The sequence below is a fragment of the Sphingobium sp. LB126 genome (assembly GCF_002795205.1).
GTDB lineage: Bacteria > Pseudomonadota > Alphaproteobacteria > Sphingomonadales > Sphingomonadaceae > Sphingobium > Sphingobium chungbukense.
In genome coordinates this window covers 113488-132631 of the sequence record NZ_NETV01000004.1, presented here as the reverse complement: position 1 = coordinate 132631, position 19144 = coordinate 113488, and the positions used below count along the sequence as shown (strand labels likewise).

General features: G+C 65.9%; 19 protein-coding genes. 12 read left to right on the top strand and 7 right to left on the bottom strand.

Features of this window, described 5'->3' with window-relative positions; translation table 11 throughout:
• Nucleotides 1-155: 155 nt before the first annotated feature.
• Complete coding sequence (locus tag CAF53_RS24835; protein ID WP_241231350.1) at nt 156-2114, top strand: cytochrome c/FTR1 family iron permease; 1959 nt, start codon at nt 156-158, stop codon at nt 2112-2114.
• A gap of 420 nt (nt 2115-2534) precedes the next feature.
• On the top strand, nt 2535-2999 hold the full coding sequence (locus tag CAF53_RS24830) for a GNAT family N-acetyltransferase (RefSeq protein ID WP_100239933.1): 465 nt from the start codon (nt 2535-2537) through the stop codon (nt 2997-2999).
• Between the two features lie 169 nt (nt 3000-3168).
• Here the strand turns inward: CAF53_RS24830 and CAF53_RS24825 are convergent, their stop codons facing one another.
• The 6 genes from CAF53_RS24825 to CAF53_RS24800 all read right to left on the bottom strand — a co-directional run bounded on the left by CAF53_RS24825 (nt 3169) and on the right by CAF53_RS24800 (nt 11692).
• Nucleotides 3169-4464: a hypothetical protein gene (locus CAF53_RS24825; protein ID WP_021245554.1), complete on the bottom strand. Its 1296-nt coding sequence runs from the start codon at nt 4462-4464 to the stop codon at nt 3169-3171.
• A gap of 248 nt (nt 4465-4712) precedes the next feature.
• Complete coding sequence (locus CAF53_RS24820) at nt 4713-5102, bottom strand: copper-binding protein (protein ID WP_021245555.1); 390 nt, start codon at nt 5100-5102, stop codon at nt 4713-4715.
• 11 nt (nt 5103-5113) lie between these two features.
• The gene (locus tag CAF53_RS24815) at nt 5114-8257 is read right to left on the bottom strand and encodes an efflux RND transporter permease subunit (RefSeq protein WP_100239932.1); all 3144 of its coding nucleotides are present in this window, start codon (nt 8255-8257) and stop codon (nt 5114-5116) included.
• Nucleotides 8254-9744: an efflux RND transporter periplasmic adaptor subunit gene (locus CAF53_RS24810; RefSeq protein ID WP_100239931.1), complete on the bottom strand. Its 1491-nt coding sequence runs from the start codon at nt 9742-9744 to the stop codon at nt 8254-8256. Before CAF53_RS24810 ends, CAF53_RS24815 begins: the two co-directional genes overlap by 4 nt.
• Nucleotides 9741-11003 carry a TolC family protein gene (locus CAF53_RS24805; RefSeq protein WP_100239948.1) on the bottom strand — a complete coding sequence of 421 codons (1263 nt, stop codon included), beginning with the start codon at nt 11001-11003 and terminating at the stop codon, nt 9741-9743. Before CAF53_RS24805 ends, CAF53_RS24810 begins: the two co-directional genes overlap by 4 nt.
• A 326-nt stretch (nt 11004-11329) precedes the next feature.
• On the bottom strand, nt 11330-11692 hold the full coding sequence (locus tag CAF53_RS24800) for a hypothetical protein (RefSeq protein ID WP_100239930.1): 363 nt from the start codon (nt 11690-11692) through the stop codon (nt 11330-11332).
• 237 nt (nt 11693-11929) lie between these two features.
• On the opposite strand from CAF53_RS24800, the gene CAF53_RS24795 reads away from it, so the two are divergent.
• The 9 genes from CAF53_RS24795 to CAF53_RS24750 all read left to right on the top strand — a co-directional run bounded on the left by CAF53_RS24795 (nt 11930) and on the right by CAF53_RS24750 (nt 18210).
• On the top strand, nt 11930-12286 hold the full coding sequence (locus tag CAF53_RS24795) for a hypothetical protein (RefSeq protein ID WP_197707574.1): 357 nt from the start codon (nt 11930-11932) through the stop codon (nt 12284-12286).
• A 143-nt stretch (nt 12287-12429) separates the two neighbouring features.
• The gene (locus CAF53_RS24790) at nt 12430-12855 is read left to right on the top strand and encodes a heavy metal-responsive transcriptional regulator (protein ID WP_030541634.1); all 426 of its coding nucleotides are present in this window, start codon (nt 12430-12432) and stop codon (nt 12853-12855) included.
• A gap of 332 nt (nt 12856-13187) precedes the next feature.
• The gene (locus CAF53_RS24780; RefSeq protein WP_030541633.1) at nt 13188-13505 is read left to right on the top strand and encodes a hypothetical protein; all 318 of its coding nucleotides are present in this window, start codon (nt 13188-13190) and stop codon (nt 13503-13505) included.
• A gap of 19 nt (nt 13506-13524) precedes the next feature.
• Nucleotides 13525-15456, top strand: a complete 1932-nt coding sequence (locus tag CAF53_RS24775) for a 2Fe-2S iron-sulfur cluster-binding protein (protein WP_100239928.1) — start codon at nt 13525-13527, stop codon at nt 15454-15456.
• Nucleotides 15456-16184 carry a hypothetical protein gene (locus CAF53_RS24770; RefSeq protein WP_100239927.1) on the top strand — a complete coding sequence of 243 codons (729 nt, stop codon included), beginning with the start codon at nt 15456-15458 and terminating at the stop codon, nt 16182-16184. Before CAF53_RS24775 ends, CAF53_RS24770 begins: the two co-directional genes overlap by 1 nt.
• The gene (locus tag CAF53_RS24765) at nt 16181-16903 is read left to right on the top strand and encodes a hypothetical protein (RefSeq protein WP_007406380.1); all 723 of its coding nucleotides are present in this window, start codon (nt 16181-16183) and stop codon (nt 16901-16903) included. Before CAF53_RS24770 ends, CAF53_RS24765 begins: the two co-directional genes overlap by 4 nt.
• Nucleotides 16890-17333, top strand: a complete 444-nt coding sequence (locus CAF53_RS24760; protein ID WP_007406411.1) for a DUF1622 domain-containing protein — start codon at nt 16890-16892, stop codon at nt 17331-17333. The genes CAF53_RS24765 and CAF53_RS24760 overlap by 14 nt, the downstream gene beginning before the upstream one ends.
• A 14-nt stretch (nt 17334-17347) precedes the next feature.
• Nucleotides 17348-17788 (top strand): four-helix bundle copper-binding protein, encoded by a 441-nt coding sequence (locus CAF53_RS24755; RefSeq protein ID WP_100239926.1) that lies wholly within the window; start codon nt 17348-17350, stop codon nt 17786-17788.
• Between the two features lie 131 nt (nt 17789-17919).
• Entirely contained in the window at nt 17920-18210 is a 291-nt protein-coding gene (locus tag CAF53_RS24750; RefSeq protein ID WP_100239947.1) for a hypothetical protein, read from the top strand.
• A 351-nt stretch (nt 18211-18561) separates the two neighbouring features.
• Here CAF53_RS24750 and CAF53_RS28490 read toward each other — a convergent pair whose 3' ends face one another.
• Nucleotides 18562-18702 carry a hypothetical protein gene (locus tag CAF53_RS28490; protein ID WP_242443646.1) on the bottom strand — a complete coding sequence of 47 codons (141 nt, stop codon included), beginning with the start codon at nt 18700-18702 and terminating at the stop codon, nt 18562-18564.
• A gap of 12 nt (nt 18703-18714) precedes the next feature.
• Here CAF53_RS28490 and CAF53_RS28485 point away from each other — a divergent pair, with 12 nt between their 5' ends.
• Nucleotides 18715-18945, top strand: coding sequence for a hypothetical protein (locus tag CAF53_RS28485; RefSeq protein ID WP_242443645.1), 231 nt, complete (start codon nt 18715-18717; stop codon nt 18943-18945).
• The last annotated feature ends 199 nt before the right edge of the window (nt 18946-19144 follow it).

The window sequence follows — 19144 nt, the reverse complement described above, 5'->3', positions numbered from 1 at the left end:
TCGCCCAACAGTTCAAGTTCATTTGAAATATAGCCGTTCCCAGCGGACGGCGCAAACGAGGCGTTCGGATGGATAATCATCGGATCGCCACGCACGGGCCAGCAAGCGGCGTCGTTTCGTGGCTCAACAGACTGCTTTGCAGCTTATCCTCGCTAATGCGCCGCAATCGCGATACACATTGCCCGCTAACGCTCGGGTTGCTGGCCATCGCCGCCCTTAGCTTCATGTCGCTTGCCACGCCTGCGGTGGCTCAAACCGCACCCGCACAAACAGCGTGGCGGCTTCTCGACTATATCGCGGTCGATTATCCCGAAGCGGTCGCGGACGGGAAAATCGCCAACGCTGGCGAATATGCCGAAATGCAAGAGTTCTCCGCGACGGCCGCCAAGCTGATCGGGGAGCTGCCGGCGTCGTTGCAGGTTGCTGGCCTCGAACGTCAGGCCAGCAACCTGCAACGGATCATCGCCGCAAAAGCGCCGCCGCCCGCCATTGCGACTGCTGCGCGCGGTCTCGCGGCCGATCTCATCAAAGCCTATCCGCTTCCGCTCGCGCCAGCGAGCGCGCCCGACGTAGCGCGCGGGAAGGCGCTTTACGCGCAACACTGCGCGAGCTGCCACGGTGGAACCGGCCACGGCGACGGCCTGCAAGCGCGTGGCCTCGATCCCGCGCCCATCGCTTTCGCCGATGAAGCACGGGCGCGCGAGCGCAGTATATTCGCGCTCTATCAGGTGATCGAACAGGGACTCGACGGCACGAGCATGGTGAGCTTCGCCGAACTGCCCGCGCAAGACCGCTGGGCGCTGGCCTTCTATGCCGGTTCGTTCGCCTATCCGGAGAGCGAGGCGAACGCCGGAAAGGCGCTGTGGGATGGCGATGCCGATCTTCGCAAGCGCCTCGATCTGGAAAAGCTGGTCGGCACGACGCCGGCCGCGCTGGGCGCGCAAGTGGGCGACGACAAGGCCCGCCAGCTCATGGCCTATCTGCGCCACCATCCCGAAGCGACGATCGCGGCGGAAGCGGCGGGCACGCTGGCGCTGGCCCGCACCCGGCTTGACGACGCCCTGGCCGCCTATGGCCGGGGTGAGCGCAAGGCCGCGACCGATCTGGCGCTTTCGGCCTATCTCGACGGATTCGAGCCGGTCGAGGCCGTGCTGTCGGCGCGCGACAATGCGCTGATGGTCCGCATTGAGGGCGCGATGGCCGATCTGCGCGCCGGGATCGCCAAGGGGGAGCCGGTCGCGACGGTCAAGGATCGCGTCGCCACGCTCGACGGCCTGTTTGCCGATGCCGAAACGGCGCTCGCGCCAAGCGAGGCGTCGGCCACGTCAAGCTTCGTGGCCGCGTTCACGATCCTGGCGCGCGAAGGGCTGGAAGCCCTGTTGATCGTAGTCGCCATGATCGCCTTCCTGAGCAAAGCCGAACGACGCGACATGCTGCCCTATGTGCATGGTGGTTGGGTCGCTGCCCTCGTCGCCGGGGCCGTCACTTGGGCGGCGGCAACGTGGATCATCGAAATCAGCGGTGCGAGCAGAGAACTTTCCGAAGGATTCGGCGGGGTGTTCGCCGCGATCGTGCTGCTGTGGGTCGGAATCTGGATGCACGGCAAGAGCAATGCCGATGCGTGGCAACGCTATATCCGCGACAAGCTGAGCAAGGCGCTCAGCCGCCGATCGGCATGGTTCCTGTTCCTGCTTTCCTTCGTCGTCGTCTATCGCGAGGTTTTCGAGACGATCCTGTTCTATGCCGCCATTTGGGGACAGGGGAATGGCGGCGCGGTCATAGCGGGCGCGCTCACGGCGGTTGCGCTACTCGGTGTCATCGCCTTCGTGATGATGCGCTACAGCCGCACGCTGCCGATCGGCAAGTTCTTCGCCTACAGCTCGGCGCTGATCGCAGTGCTGGCCGTGGTCCTGATCGGCAAGGGGAGCGCCGCGCTGCAAGAAGCCGGCTATCTCCCCGTCACGCCGTGGCCGGGGCTCCCCCGAAGTGAGCTGTTGGGGATCTACCCGACGCGGGAGACAATCGTGGCGCAGCTCGTCATGGCCGTGCTGCTGGTTGCCGGCTTCCTATGGAACCGGCGCAGTGCCGCCAAGGCCGAGGGGACGCCGGTATGACGATCGCCACGCTGCGCGAGCGGCTCGAGGGGGGTGACTACACAAAAGTACATTTTACGTGCGCTAGGCAACGATTGACTGTTTTCCGCCCCTGTCGGCCAAAAGAGCGCTTAACGGACGATAATCACATGGTCCCGTCAGAGGGGCGGCGCAATTCCATTGTGATCCCGCCGCGCACGGCTTTGCGCGGTCCCCGATCCCTCACGATGTCCAAAAGCCACTGTCGGATCGCAGAAGTGCGCGACAACCTCGCTGAGAGTGTTTCCGTCAGGCGGCATCGCCGCTGATCCAGTAGCAGAGGACCGCCCCCGGCCTGGGGCGGCGCGATTCATGTGATTTTCGACGTTGGTTTTGCATCACCACAATGCTCTCAAAAACGTGCCTCATCGCAGCCATGATCTTCGGCAAGACCTTCATGCTATGACGGTCATCCGACACGCAGTTTTCCCTGCCGATAAAGCGGCGGTGCTAGGCATCTGGCGTGAATTTATCGCCAATTCTCCGGTAAATCTTAATTATCAAAACAACGATGCCGAGTTTGCGACTCTGCCGGGTAAATATGCTTTACCGAAAGGATGCGTGTTGCTCGCGGATCGGGATGGAGAATTAGAGGGCTGCGTCGCAATGCGGCAAGTCACTCCTGAAATATGCGAAATGAAACGACTTTATGTTCGCCCCCATGCTCAGGGACAGCATCTTGGTCGCGCTCTCGCTGAACGTCTGATCGAAGAAGCTCGCGCGGTGGGATATAGCGAAATGAGGCTCGACGTGCAGGCGAAGTCCGTTCCCGCGCGCAAGCTATATGAGGCTCTCGGTTTTGTTGCTGCCGAGCCGATTTCCTTCAATCCGGTCCCCGGCGCGTCGTTTCTCGGCCTCTACCTGTAGATAATGCGATGTTTTATCTCGGCTTGATGGCCGACAATCAGGTGAAAGCCGACGCCTGTTGGACACTGTTAGCGCCAACCGTAGGGCCTTCGCTCTCACCCGCAGTTATTTGCCGGAAGCACAAGGGAATGGCCATTGGCTTTTGGTCGCCGCCGTACGGTGGTCTGCGTCAGGGCAAGGGGCTGGAGATTGCCTTGATCGCCTTCAGACCGGACCCGAACCGGGCGATGGCCTCCTTGTTCTTTTCCAGCTCGCCATACGGGAGATAGGCGAAGTCGAGATCCGCGATGCGGCTGAACGCCGGACGACGGAGTTGCGCGCGAACATCCTGCTCGCGCGAATTTGGTGCGACCAGGAACAGCCCGGCGGCAGCGTGCAGATCGCTTCCCGACAGCGCCAGATCGAGCATGCGGACGATCCCTGAGTAGATCGAGGTCGAATGTTCAACCTCGAAGGCCGCGGCGACGCCGTTGCCACCCTTTTCCAACCACAGAACGTCGATCAGACGGATCGAATCCGCGCCAGGTGAAGTGGCGATGGCTTCCGGGAGATGCTCCAGGCATCCCGCCCCGAGCGGCGCGTCCGCATGAAGCCGGCCCCGGTCATTGGCGGCGATCCAGACATCGTAACCGAGCGCATGGCCGAGGTCGCGCAGCCAGGCCTGGATTTCCGTATGCGTACGGTCGGTTTCGCCTTGCGCTGCCATGGTCTTGTCGAGCCGAGCGGCCTCGGCTCGCGCCTGTTCCAACCGGCCAAGCCAGTCACAGCGTAAGGAGGCATCGTCATCCAGCGGCGGCGCCGGATAGCGGCCCGAGCCGATGTCGAACAGCAGTCCGCCGATCGCGCCGAGATCGTTCGAGAGCAGCTCGCGGTAACGGTCGTTGAGATCGAGGATACCGGCGCGCATGGCGAGAAAATGATCCCATGAGCCAAGCTTCACCTTGGCGCCGGTGACGGCGTTGTAGCCCTTGACGATCGCGGTATTGAAGGGCGGCACCAGCGTCGGGTGAAGGAAATAGAGCAGGTTGGCCGCCGCCGGACCCAGCCCCTTGATCTTGAGCGCATCTATGCTGCGGATGTGGCTGATGATCTCCTCGGCGGTGTCGCAGCACGAGCAATTGTCGAGCAGGCGACCGAACGCCCGCTGATTGTCCGGGCTTTCGTAAATGTCGGGAATGCGCAGCTTGGGCTTCCACAGCCAGGCATGGTCGGCGCCCTTGAAGATCTGCCGCTGTTCGGCGATCGAGTGGACAACCGTTTCCAGTGACGAGCCGCGATAGGCGACGCCGAACCGCCCACTTTCGATTTCCACGACCACCTGCTGCAGCCCCCGACGGATGGAGCGGAAGTTTTTCAGGCGTTCGTCCCAAAGAAACCAGGAGCGATAGGTGGCGCCCGGATCGTCTCGCCAACGACGGACAAGCTCGCTCAAGAGATCATGATGTGTCGTGGGTAACAAGGTCATACTGGCTCGGTCATCCTGAACTGGCTCCTTGCCGCTCAGGCTATCGCGGGCAAGGGCGGCTTGCACGTTCAATGTGCGATCCGCGAAGCTTGCTCAAACTGCCTGTGATCGCGCAGGGAAACGCGGCTGGCGTTGGGCGTTGCCGATCGCATCCGTAGACCGGGCGCACGGCCAGGCAGACGGCCGGCAGGGGCGTCGCCGCCCCGGAGCGGCGACGCAACCAGCTTCTTTTGGTCGAACTTAGCGGATCATTGCTTTGTGATCGCGGTGACCTCGCCATCGCTGCCCTTGAGCGAGAGGTCGAAATCGACCTTGTCGCCGACCTTGACCGCATCGGTGATCGCGGGCGCCGCCTTGAACGCCATCGTCATCGCCGGCCACTTGGCTTCGGGGATCGGGCCGTGGTTGAGCGTGATCGTGCCCGCCGTCTTGTCGATCGCGGTGACGGTGCCATGGCCCTTGGCCTTGATTGCGGCGTTCGCGTCGGGCGCCATCGACATGTTGCCCATGTCGCCGCTCATGGTCGCGGCAGGCGCCGCCTGGTTGGTTTCGGTTGTAACCGGGGTCTCGCCCTTCTTGCCGCACGCGGCGGTCAGGACGGCAAGGCCGAGGGCGAGGGTCAGTCGTGCATGTCTCATAATCGTCTCCTTCATGATGAAGCGGGTTGATGGATGGGGTCGGTCTTCGGCCGGCGCAGCAGCAGATAGGCGGCGGGCAGGACGAACATCGACAGCAGCGGCGCGCTCAGCATGCCGCCGATCATCGGCGCCGCGATCCGGCTCATCACCTCCGAGCCCGCGCCCGATCCCAGCAGGATCGGCAGCAGGCCGGCGAGGATCACCGCGACCGTCATCGCCTTGGGCCGGACGCGCAGCAGCGCGCCTTCGCGCACCGCGGCCTTCACCTCGGCGGCGTCCGGATTAGCCGTGCGCTCGGCCAGCGCATTCTTGAGATAGATCAGCATCACCACCCCGAACTCGGCGGAGACGCCGGCTAGCGCGATGAACCCGACCCCGGTCGCGACTGACTGGTTGAACCCGAGCAGATAGAGCGTCCAGATGCCGCCGGTCAGCGCGAACGGCAGCGTGCCCATGATCAATGCCGCCTCGTCGAAGCGGCCGAAGATGAGGTACAGCAGCACGAAGATGATCAGCAGCGTCGCGGGCACGACCAGCTTCAAGCGGTCGACCGCGCGCTCGAGATATTCGAACTGGCCAGAGTAAGCGATGCTGACGCCCGGCGAGAGCCTGACCTGTTTCGCGACCGCGCGCTGCAGGTCGCCAACCACCGAGGCGAGATCGCGCCCGCGCACATCGACATAGACCCAGGTCGAGGGCCGGGCATTCTCGGTCTTGAGCATCGGCGGGCCCTCGGCGATTGTGACGTTTGCCACGGTGCCGAGCGTGATCTGCTGGCCCGCGGGCGTCAGGATCGGTAGCGCCCGCAGTCCTTCGAGGCTGTCGCGCAATTCGCGCGGATAGCGCACGCTGATCGGATAGCGGGCGAGGCCCTCCACCGTCTCGCCGATCGTCTCGCCGCCGATCGCGCCGGAGACGATGGCCTGGACGTCGGCGATGTTGAGCCCGAAGCGCGCGGCGGCGGCGCGGTCCACGTCGACATCGACATAGCGTCCGCCGGTCAGCCGCTCGGCGAGCGCCGAGCTGACGCCCGGCACGCTCCTGGCCGCCGTCTCGACATCATGGGCGATGCGGTCGAGCTCGGCGAGATCACTGCCCGACACCTTGACCCCGATCGGGCTCTTGATGCCGGTCGCGAGCATGTCGATGCGGTTGCGGATCGGCGGCACCCAGATATTGGCGAGACCCGGAAGCTTCACCCGGCGATCGAGCTCGTCGACAAGGCGTTCGGGCGTCATGCCGGGTCGCCACTGGTCGCGGGGCTTGAACTGGATGGTCGTCTCGAACATCTCGAGCGGGGCGGGGTCGGTCGCGGTCTCGGCGCGCCCCGCCTTGCCGAACACGCTTTCGACTTCGGGCACCGTCCTGATCAGCCGGTCGGTCTGCTGGAGCAGCTCGCTCGCCTTGGCGGCCGAGAGACCGGGCAGGGCCGAGGGCATGTAGAGCAGGTCGCCCTCGTCGAGGTTGGGCATGAATTCGCCGCCGAGCCGGCTGAGCGGCCAGGCGGTGGTCGCGAACACCAAAGCCGCGATCAGCAGCACGGTCTTGGGCCGCTGCATCGTCCAGTCGATCGCGGGCCGGTAGATGTCGGTCAGCCAGCGATTGACCGGATTGGCCTGCTCGGCCGGGATCCGCCCCCGGATCAGCCAGCCCATCAGGATCGGCACCAGGGTCACCGACAGGATCGCGGCCGCCGCCATCGCATAGGTCTTGGTGAAGGCGAGCGGCGCGAACAGCCGGCCTTCCTGCGCCTCCAGCGTGAACACGGGGATGAACGACAGCGTGATGATCAGCAGGCTGAAGAACAGCGCCGGCCCGACCTCGGCCGCCGCCTCGGTGACGACGATCCAGCGCGTCTCGCGGTCGAGATGCGTGCCCGGATGATCCTGCTCCCAGCGCTCGATCTTCTTGTGGGCATTCTCGATCATGACCACGGCCGCATCGACCATCGCACCGATCGCGATGGCGATTCCGCCGAGCGACATGATGTTGGCGTTGACGCCCTGGTAGCGCATCACGACGAAGGCGGCGAGCACGCCCAGGGGAAGGGTGAGGATCGCGACCAGCGCCGAGCGGACATGCCAGAGGAAGAGCGCACAGACCAGGGCCACGACGACGAACTCCTCGACCAGCTTGTGCGTCAGGTTCTCGACAGCGCGGTCGATCAGCTGCGAGCGGTCATAGACCGTCACCACCTCGACGCCCGGCGGCAGGCTCTTCTTGAGGTCTGCGAGCTTCTCCTTGACCGCCGCGATCGTCAGCCTCGCATTCTTGCCCGAGCGCAGGATCACGACCCCGCCTGCGACCTCGCCTTCGCCGTTCAGCTCGGCGATGCCCCGCCGCATCTCGGGGCCGATCTGGATCGTGGCGACGTCGCCGAGGCGAACCGGCACGCCGCCGGCCGCCGTCTTCAGCGGGATCGCGCGGAAATCGTCGAGCGTCTTCAGATAGCCTGAGGCGCGCACCATATATTCGGCTTCGGCCAGCTCGAGCACCGAGCCGCCCGCTTCCTGATTGGCCTGCCGGATCGCCTCGACCGCCTGGGCATGGGTCACCCCGTATGCGGCCAGCTTCACCGGATCGAGCAGTATCTGATACTGCTTGACCATGCCGCCGATGCTGGCGACCTCGGCGACACCGGTCACGGTCTTGAGCTCATAGCGCAGGAACCAGTCCTGCAGCCCGCGCAGCTGCGACAGGTCATGCCGGCCGGTCTTGTCGACCAGTGCATATTCATAGACCCAGCCAACCCCGGTCGCGTCGGGCCCGAGCGCGCTGCGCGCGCTCGCCGGCAGGCGCCCCTGCACCTGGTTCAGATATTCGAGCACGCGGCTGCGCGCCCAATAGAGATCGGTGCCATCCTCGAAGATCACATAGACGAAGCTGTCGCCGAAGAAGCTGTAGCCGCGCACGGTCTTGGCGCCTGGCACCGACAGCATGGTGGTGGTGAGCGGATAGGTGACCTGGTTCTCGACGATCTGCGGCGCCTGGCCGGGATAGCTGGTGCGGATCACGACCTGCACGTCCGACAGATCGGGGAGGGCATCGATCGGGGTCGAGCGCACCGCCCATAGGCCCGCGCCGACCAGCGCCAGCATCCCGATCAGAACGAAGAAACGGTTCTTGACCGACCAGCGGATGAGATGGGCGATCATCGGCCCGCCACCTTCGCCATATGCCGCAGCGTCGGTCCCGTCGGGGGCCGGTCGAACCCGAACCGAACCCGGTCACCCGCCTTGAAGCCGCGCGCGATGCCCGGATCGGCGAGCGCGAAGGTCATCGTCATCGCGGGCCAGTCGAGCGCGGGGACCGGTTCGTGGCTGAGCGTCACCGAATTGGCCGTGATCCGCTCGATCTGGCCCGTCGTCTCGTACAGCGTGGCTTTCGACGCCGGCGCGGCGATGGTCGCCGATGCCGCACCGCCGCCGATCGGCCGCGCCTCGATTCCCGACAGGCTCGCCTCGGAATCGATCAGGAACTGCCCCGAGGCGACGACTTTCTCGCCGGGCGACAGGCCGGCAAGGATCTCGGTCTCGCCGCCCGCCTCGCGGCCGATGCGGACCTCGGCGGGATGATAGCGCCCGTCGCCTGCGGCCAGCATGACGAGCGTGCGCTTGCCCGTGCGGATCACCGCCTCGCTCGGCACCAGCAGCGCCGGCTTGGCATCGCCGCCAAGCGCGACGGTGGCGAACATGCCCGGCCGCAACCGCCCGTTCCGGTTGGGCAGCTCGATCCGCACGGTGAGCGTGCGGCTGTCGGCCTGCGTGGTCGGCAGGATCGCGATCACCCGGCCGGCGAAGCTCTCGCCGGGGAAGCTCGCCAGCGTGGCGCTGGCATTCTGGCCGACCCGGACATCGCCCGCGCGCGCTTCGGGTACCGCGGCGTTGAGCCAGACGGTGCCGAGCCCGCTTACCTGGGCGAGCGTCTGGCCCATGGCGAGCGTCACGCCGGCACGGGCGTCGAGCGTCTGGATCGTGCCGGAGATCGGCGTCGTGATCGTCGCCACGCCGTTCGGGCGTCCGCTCCGCTCGACGCTGGCGATGAGGCCGTCGGACATGCCCATCAGCCGCAGTCGCTGGCGCGCGGCCGCGGTGAGATCGGGCTTGCCGAGCCGCCTGACGCTCAGATATTCGGTCTGCGCGCCGCCCCATTCGGGCAGCAGCAGGTCCGCGATCGGCGCGCCCGCGCGGACCACGTCCCCGGGCGCGCGCGCATAGACACGGCTCACGAACCCGCCCGAACGCGCCTGGATGATGGCGACGTCACGCTGGTTGAAGTCGATCGTGCCGGTGACCTCGAGGGCCGAGGCAAGGCTGCCCATCTTCGCCGCGACGATCCGCAATCCCAGGCTCTGCCGCGCGGCGGGATCGACCGCGACCGTTGGGGCCGCGCCGGCGCTTCCTCCGTCCGCGTATCGCGGCACCAGCTGCATATCCATGAAGGGCGACTTGCCGGGCTTGTCGAACTTCTGGTTGGGAAACATCGGATCGTACCAGTAAAGGACGTTGCCTGCCCCGGCGGGCGTGGCTGCCTCGGATGGCGGCGCCTGGCGATGGCCTGCCCAATAGCCTGTGCCGCCGGCCAGCAGCGCGACAGCCAGGATCGATGCGCCCCAGCGCAGCGCGGATTTATCGAGCGTCATGGCCGCTCCTCCCCATAGGTGATCGTGATGCGGACCGCGTCGCGCGCGACGTCGGCTTCGCGGTTGAGCGCCTCGACCTCGGCCTCCGCGAGCCCGAGCGTCGTGAGCAGCGCGGCGCCAAGGTCGAGCTTGCCAGCGCCATAGCTGTCGCGATCGAGCTCGGCGCGGTGCCTGGCGAGGGGCACCAGCGTCTCGCGGGCATTGCGCAACCGGGAGAGATGCATGGCATGATCGGCAAGGTCGGCGTCGAGCTGCGCCACCAGCTCGCGGCGGATCGCCTCGCGGTCGAACCGACCCCCTTGCACGAGGCTCTCGCTTGCAGCGATCCTGGGATTCTGGCGCTTGCCGGCGAACAGCGGCAGGTCGATCGACACGCCGACCGAGGCCATGTCGCCGTACATCGGATCGCGCCGGCCATAGGTGACGCCGACCTTCCAGTCGGGGCGCTTGTCGGCGCGCGCGAGCCGCACGTCCGCCTCGGCAACCGCGATCCGTGCATCCTGCGCGCGCAGGGCGGGAAGTGCATCGATGCCGGCCCGCAGCCGAACCGGATTGACATCGAGCATCGGCGGGTCGCCCGTTACCTGCGGGTCGGGGTCGCCGGTATAGCGCGCGAGCCGGGCCCGGGCCTGCGCCACCACCGCAGCCATCTCGGCGCGGCGATCGGCGATGGCGGCGCGGAGCTGGTCGGGCTCGAGCGCCTGGCTCGGGCGCGCGCTGCCCGACGCCAGGCGTGCGGTCACGGTCTTCTGCAGGTCGTCGAGACTGGCATCAAGCAGGTCGAGCTGCCGGAGCCGGCGTTCGCCATAATAGAGATCGACCCAGGCGAGGGCGGTCTCGAGCCGCACGTTGCGGCCTTCGACCAGCTCCCCCGCCTCGGCGACACCGATATCGGCCGCGGCGCGCGCGGCGCGTGCATGGCGCTTGGCGAGATTGGGGAAGGTCTGGCTGAACCCGATCGTCGCCATGGTGAAATCGTCGCGCGTGAAGCTGCCGGCATTGGGGCCGCTCACCGGGAAGTTCTGCAGGCCCAGGTCGAGCGTCGGATCGGGCAGGCGATCGGCCGCGATCGCCGAGGAGCGCGCGCCGGCGGTCGCGGCAGCCCGCGCCTTGAGGCTCGGCGCATTGGCGGCCGCGCGCACCAGCGCCTGCTCGTAGGTGAGCGGGTCGGCTGACACCGGCACCGCCCAGGCGGTTGCGAGCGTCGCACCGAGCGACAGCAACAGGCGTCGCACAGCGCGCCTTGGCGTGATGGCCATCGACATGTCCTCCTTGAAGGCAAGGTTCGGCGAGCTCGGGACGGGGCACCGTCGAAGCAGGCCCGCTGAGTCCCCGCTATGCGGCTCGCGAGCCTTGCCGGTCGCCGACGCGCCCGGAGCTGTAGAGGCCATGGTGTAGGAGGCATGCGCCAACCTGCACGTCGGCGCGATGACGGTGTCGTCGATCGTGCGGAGCGCGACGCCGCAACCTGTCGGCTGCCTTTGCGGCAGCCGGAATGAACCGGTTCATCGGGAATATCCTTGTCGAAAAATTGAAACGGCCAGGGCTGCGCACATACGCGCAGGCGCCGGGCATCAGGCTTCAATCAGGCAAGGCTGGTGGGGGGATCCGGGTCGGGCGCGAAAGACTTGCCCGTCAAGATGCTATGGGTCGTCCAGAAGGACGGGGCGTCGGACAGGCGCGGGGTTTCAACGCTGCCCGCGAGGTCGGTCGCGACCAGCGGGATCACGCATCCCATCGCGGCGATGCAATCGAGCGTCAGGCCCTTGCAAGGCTTCTCGCGGGGCGCAGGCCGCTGCTTGGCCATCATCGCCATGCAGTCCGCATCCATGCCCTTGGCCAGCGGCGCGTCTGCCGCCTGCGGCACGCTGTGCGCGGCCGCCATCTGGGCTCCGAAGAGACCGGACAGCGCTCCGATGACGAGCAGAAGGGCGAGCAGACGTTTCACGGGCCTCGATATCTAGCGGGATTTGTGGTCGCAGCCAACAAAAGTCTCGTGCCTGCCGGATTACCAGGCGCTTGCCGCCGATTCCACCAGCATCGCCTAAATAAAGACCTCGCTCCAGGAAGAAGTTCGGCTGCGGCCTCTACGTATATCGAGGCTGGACCCGGGACCGTAGTCCCAAGCCTGAAGAGACGCTCTTCCCCTCGGTAGGTCCGGGCGGTGGCATCCAAGGAGGTGAATATGGTCAGGAAAACTCTCATGGTCGCGCTTGCCGGCATTTCGATGCTTGCTGCCGTCCCCACTATGGCCCAGAGCATCGGGCACAGCTTCTTCATGCGCGGTTCGATCGTCGACACGGGCAACAACGGCACCGTCGTGTGCATTGGCAAGGCCGACGGCGCCGAGGTCGGCCAGAAGCTCGAGGTCTATCGCGTCGTGACCCATCCGGGTCCGTCCAAGGGCGTGGCGCCGACCTATCACCGCCAGCTCGTCGGCCATGTAACGATCGACCATATCTTTGACGATCACTTCGCGCACGTGTCCGTCGCCGACGGCACGCCTGCCAAGCACGACATCGTCGAGCTTCGCAAGAACTGACAAGCCGGTGGCCCGGCGGCACGGGCTGCCCTGATGCGACGCGTCGGGGCAGCGGGCCGCCGGCGACGAGGAGACCGTTCGGGGTCAAAGCGAAACCGCTTGACCCTGGACCATGGTCCAACCGGCATGATCGAGCGGATGACATGGGCAATTTCAAGATCGGCGAACTGGCCGCGGCCGCAGGCGTGGGGCGGGATACGATCCGCTATTATGAGCGAATGGGCCTGCTGCGCGAGCCCGCGCGCACGGCAGCGGGCTACAGGCTCTACGACGCGACCGACCTCGAGCGCGTCAACTTCATCCGCTCGGCGCAGGAGCTTGGCTTCACCCTCGATCAGGCCCGGCAGCTGCTGGCGCTCAGGGCATCGGACACCGCGCATGCGCAGGCCGTGCTCGATATCACGCTCGCCAAGATTACGGACGCCGAAGTCCGGCTCAAGCGCCTGTCCGATATTCGCGACATGCTTCGATTGCTTGCCGATGAGTGCCCGGGCGAAGTTCCTGTTTCCGATTGCCCTATTCTCACGTTCCTCACGGAAAGGCGGAGAACTGATCACCGAAAGATATAAGAGCAAACCTCGCAGGAAGAACAAACACCATTATTAAAAGGGGATTTATCATGACACGAATACATATAGTGGCTGGGATTGTTCCAGCATTGCTTCTGGGCGCCTGTGCGACGACGCCGCCTACCTCCGCACAGGTCGAAAGCTGTAGGGCCATGGAGGGCGATATGGGTCTCCAGACACGTCATGACCATGGCGAGATGAAACAGCAGGGTCGTAATCCCATGAACCTGTCGCACGATCAGTGCCGCAAGATTCTTCGCCAAGCCCAATGATTTCTGCTCCGGGTGGCTCACGGCCACCCGGAGATTCCTCCAGTACGAAAGGAAGAAGCAATGGTCGGAAATCGAAAAGCCATACTGTCGTTAATCAGCGTTAGCCTGCTCTCGATGGCGGCGCTTTCGGGCTGTGAGCGCAAGACCGATCAGACGGTGCCGGCTGCGGCCAACAGCGCCGCACCCGCGGCTGGCGCTGATAGCGTAAATCCCGCCGGCATGGATCATTCGGACGCCATGGCCAATGAACAGGAGATGGAGCGGCATCACCAGCAGGCCATGGACCATGATGCGATGCGCCAGGGAGGCATGAACAGCAGCGCTCCGAAGACCGAGCCTGCGCCTGCGGATTCGGCGATGCCGATGAAGGACATGTAAGGGCGCGAAGGGGGTCGACATGTGCGTTTGGACCAGCCTTCGCCTTTCGGGTCTGGGGTTGTTGCTCGCTTTCAGCCTTCCCTCTGCGAGCGTGCACGCTCAGGAGGGCGAAGACCATTCGGCACATCATGGGGATACTTCGGGCGGTGCGGGGATGGCCGATGGCGCAATGTCCGCAAAGCCCGAGGTCGGCACCTCCGATATGGCCTCGATGATGAACTCCATGATGGAGCGCATGATCAACGGCGAAGGCGAGAATGAACATGGGCACGATTCCCGCCGCACCGCATTTTTTTCGCAGTTGCTCGCCTTTCCCGCGCTCGACGAAGCGGCCCGGCAGCGGGTCGCTGCGCAGGCCGGGGAACGGGTAAGCATGGGCTTGGCGATGATCAACGCCGCCTCGGCCGACGGCGCGCGTGCGACCACGGTCTCGGCCCGGCTCGATGCGGCGCGCCGCCTGCGCGAGGGAACCGACCTGTTCCGGTCCGGCACCGCCGCGCAGGGCGCGATCGGAGGCTTGCAGCCGCCCCGGGAGGTCGGGCTTGCCTGGCTGCGCGATCAGCTCGACATCGACCAGGCCGCGCCCGGCCATGCCGATCACTGGTTCGGCATCTCGCCTTCGCACCTCCTTCTCATGCTGTTCCTGGGGCTGGTGAGCGCCACGCTGATCGCGCTGCAGATCTTCCGCCTGCGGCGTATCGCGGCGATCGCCGGCGGTGTCGCCACCGGCAAGGCATTGGAAAAGCCGGAGCCGAAGGCTGCCCCTCCCGCTACCAGGGTTGCGCCCGCGCCCGCGCCTGCACCCGTTGCCGATAGCGCTGGGCTCGCGCCGAGCAATGCGGCCGCGCCCGCGGGGGCTTCGCTGCGCAAGCCCAAAAGCTGGGCGGGGCAGCTGCGTGTGGTACAGATCGTGCGAGAAACGCCGACCGTGCTGACCTTCCGGCTCGCGGACCCGGCTGCCGATCGGCTGCCGTTCGACTTCCTGCCGGGACAGTTCCTGCAGGTCGAGGTGGTGCCCGAGCCGGGCAAGACCGCGCGTCGCTCGTACACGATCGCCTCCTCCCCGACCCAGCGGGCCTATGTCGAGCTGACGGTCAAGCGCGAGGAGCAGGGCGTGGTCTCGCGGCACCTGCACGACAAGATCGTCGCAGATGATCTGCTGAAGGTCAGCGGACCGTTCGGCGCCTTCACCTTCACGGGAACGGATGCCGAGAGCATCGTGCTGATCGCGGGCGGGGTAGGCATCACACCGATGATGTCGGTGCTGCGCTATCTCACCGACACCGCGTGGAAGGGCGATATCTTCTTCTTCTACGGCGCACGGTCCACCGAAGAATTCGTGTTCCGCGACGAGCTCGAGCGGCTCGAACGCCGTTTTCCCAACCTCCATGTCGTCGCCGCGATGCAGCGCGCGCCCGGCACCGTCTGGATGGGCCCCGAAGGGCCGATCACCCGCGAGATGATCCTGGCCGCGGTGCCGGAGATCGCGAGCCGGCGGATCCATATGTGCGGCCCGCCGGCGATGATGGCGGCGATGCGCGGCGTGCTGGCGGAGCTCGGCGTCCCCGAAGCGCAGCTGCACACCGAGGCGTTCGGTCCGGCCTCGCTGCCTGCCGACCCCGAGGATCTCGAGGTCAAGCCCGCGCCCGCGCCAGCGGATAAGCCGGCCCCGAGCACTGAGGTGGCGCCGAGCACGGTGACCTTCTCCGTGTCGGGGGTGTCGGCTGCCTTGCCCGCGGACGAGACCGTGCTGGAGGCGGCCGAGGGCGCGGGCGTCGAGATCCCCTATGCCTGCCGTGCGGGCACATGCGGCGCCTGTGTCGTCAAGCTGCTGCAGGGCGAGGTGACGATGGAGGTCGAGTCCGGCCTCGCGCCCGCCGACAAGGCGCAAGGCTATGTGCTCGCGTGCCAGGCGAAGGGGACGGGCACGCCGCTCGTGGTCGAAGCCTGATGCGCGAACGCAGCGACATCGCCGTCGGTCTCCTGGTCGCGTTCCTGCTGCTGTTCCCGTTCGGCTATCTGGTGCATGTGTCACCGCGCTTTCCGGGCAGCCTCGCTGGCGGGATCATCGGGATCGCAGCGCTCGTGCTGATGCTGCTGACGCTTCCCTATGTCGCGGCCAAGCACATCGCCTGGGTCGACAAGGCGCTCTCCCGGGTCGTCAGCAAGCCGACCCTGCTCGCCATCCACATCTATGCCGGCGTGCTGGCGCCGATCCTGGGTCTGGTCCACGCTGCGCACAAGCTCGAAAGCCCGGTCGGACTGCTTCTGACCGTCCTCCTGCTGATGACGGTCATCACCGGCTTCATCGGCCGCTACCTGCTTGCCCAGCTTGGTCGGGCGCTGCGCGGACGCAGGTCGGAACTGGCCTCGCTTCGCGCCGCCTTCCTTGAGGAGCCGGCGGCGCCGGCGCAGGCCGATACCGCAGCCGCGCCGCTGTCGGGCTGGAGGCGCTATCTGTTCGTCGCCGGGGATGCGCCCGCGGGCCAGCACCCCCAGGACAAGGCGGGGATCGCTGCGGCGCTGGCCGATACCGAATTCGCGATCCGCGCCGAAGAGGCGACCAACACCCTGTTCGCGCGGTGGCGGTTCCTGCACATCCTGCTCGGCTGTCTCATCTTCGCGCTGCTCGCGCTCCACGTCGGCGCGGCGATCTATTACGGGCTGCGCTGGCTATGAGCTGGCAGCGTCTTTCCTACGCCGTCTTCATCGCAGCCCTGCTGGTGATGGTCGCCGCGGTCGCGATCCGGATGCGATCGGACGCGCCGAGGGATGCCGGCCTGGTGGCGCAGCTCGTCTCGCCCGGCCCGCTCTCGAGCGCGCACCAGTCCTTCGCCGGCCAATGCACGGCCTGCCACACGCCGGGCAAGGGCGTCGAAACCCGAACCTGTCTCACCTGCCATGCAGGCACGGATTTCGGGACGAAGCAGTCGACTCAGTTCCACGCGAAAGCGACGCAGTGCACCTCCTGCCACGTCGAACATGAGGGAGAGCGCGGCATCATCCGCATGGATCACGCCGCGTTGCTCGACATGGCAAAGTGGCGGCAGCCTTTGGCGGGCATGTCGACAAACACTCGAAGCCTGACCCCCGAGACCGCGCTCAATTGCGCAAGCTGCCATGCGTTCCGCGATCCGCACCAGGGCCTTTTCGGCACCGACTGCGCGAGCTGCCACAAGACCGACAGCTGGAAGATCGCCAATTACCGCCATCCATCGGTCAATTCGACGCAGTGCGCCGAGTGCCACAAGGCGCCGCCCAGTCACTTCATGGAGCATTTCAGCATGGTCTCGCAGCGCGCAGCCGGATCGAAGGCGCGCGTCGACCAATGCTATGCCTGTCACGCCACCGACAGCTTCAACAATATCCGCAAGCGAGGCTGGTATGATCACCATTGAGGCCGACTGGCTGAGCGCCTTCTTCCGGCTCGCCGTGATCGGCCTGGAACTGGCGGGCACGCTGACCATCCTGGTCGGCGCGGGACTCGCAACCTTTCTGTTTGCGCGGCGGGCGAGGGCGGGCGACCGGACCGAGGCCTATAGCGCGTTCCGCTCGGCGCTCGGCCGCAGCATCCTGCTCGGCCTGGAATTTCTGGTCGCCGGCGACATCGTCAAGTCGCTGGTGATCAACCCGACGCTCGACGATCTCATCGTTCTGGCCGGGCTTGTGCTGGTGCGGACCTTCCTGAGCATCTCGCTCGGGGTCGAGATCAACGGCCACTGGCCCTGGGAGGAAACGCGGATGGCGCGGGAGAAGGCGCGTGCGGCGTCGGATGGGTCGCCTGCGACGGCTGAGGCCGCCGGATGCGGCACAGCGCTCAAGGGATAGCAGATGGGAGGTGCATGATGATCGAGAGACGCGAATTGCTGATGGCCGGCGCCGGCCTCGCCGCCGCTGGAACGCTGGCTGTGCCGGCGGCGGGGCAGCAGCATCGAATGGACGGGATGGCGATGTCGATGACGGACTGCATCGACGATTGCGTGGCTTCTCACCGCATGTGCCTGGAGACCGCCGCCTGGCTGACCAAGCAAGGCGGCGCGTCAGCCACGGCGTCGCTGATCGCCATGCTGAACGACTGTGCGGAACTGTGCCAGGCGACCGCCAACTCGATGCTGCGCGAATCCCCCCTCCATACCATCCTGTGCCGCGCCTGCGCCGATGCTTGCGAGCGCTGCGCCGAGGAATGCGGGCGTCATAGCGAGGACCAGCGGATCGCGCGTTGCTCGGCCACCTGCAAGAAATGCGCGGCGAGCTGCCGAATGATGGCGGACATGACCGGCTGACCACCCGCTTCGCATATTACGTATACTGCCGGGTCAGGACCGATACCATCTCAAGGGCAAGCTCCCGGAGGAGCGAGAAACGACCGGATCTGAAGCCGGTCGAACGGAAACCAGACTTGAAGGAATCGATAGTGCGCAAGAAAACGGTAGTTATCACTTCGCTCGCAGCCCTCGGCCTCCTTGCCCTCGGCGCCGGGCCTGTTCTCGCCGATGGCATGCCGTCGGACATGCCGGATCTCGAGGAGACGCTCAAGGCCAAGCCTGCGCCGGCTCAGTCCGGCACGGCCCATGTGGAGGGCATGCGGCACGGCAAGGACCAGATGCACGGTGAGATGATGCGAGGCCACCGGATGGCCATGCGGGAATCGGGGAGCCGAGAGGGGGCTTCTGACATGTCGCATCGGCCGAGCGGGGGGTGCTGAACCAAAAGCCCATCAGAGGTCGGTTGATCAAAGCCTCGCCATACAAGGCGTTGGTATCGTTTGACCGGGCCGCAACGTTGGTCCGCCGTTTCCCCGGCGGGCCAATTGCGTTTCAGAATAAAGGTCTGCGCGAGCTTTAATGCGATGCAGTCGTGAATCCGCTGGACCCTTGGACCATGGTTTCGCCCGCAAGATCACGGGCCTGCCAGTCCTGATCCAGTGCGGATTCGTAACTTACGTATTCAGACCAAAGGGCCAAGCCCGCATGAGGGGTCGGTATGGTCGCGGTCGCAAACGGCGATCGGGCAAGGACACATCATGCGGAGAACCACAATGCGAAAGACGAAACTTTTAGTCGGCGCGATCGGCTGCCTGGCGACCCTGAACTTCGCTGGCGCGGGTCTGGCGCAATCGGCACCCGCCGCGCCCCAGCACGCCCCTGCGCAGCCGAAGCCATCCACTGCCCATGCCCATCAGCAGGGGATGGATCATGGAGGGCAGCAGATGCACGACCAGATGATGCAGGATCACCAAGCCGGCATGCAGAAGCCGCAAGGCCAGCAGGGCGCTGCGGGCATGGCCGGAATGTCTGGTGGCTCGTCGCAGGGGAGCGGTTCGGGCATGGCTGGCAAGCCCAAGAGCGGCTGCTGCAAGATGCCGATGAAAAAGGCAAAGCCGGCCGCCAAGAAGAAGCCGGCCACGCCTATGGCCGACAAGCCGATGAGCGACATGTGAGGTTTCCAGCCCCGAGAACAGACCCCTGTGGCTGAGGGCCCGCCGCTGCCCCCGCGGCGGGCCTGTTCTTCAAGAGGTGTTCCAAGTTTCTAGGATTTCATAACGAGAAGCAGGCGTCCACCGCGAGAGAGAGGAGCCCGCGATGCGTAAAGCTCCAGGAGTTGGCACCGAGCTGCGGGTCCGCGCTTACGATTAAGAG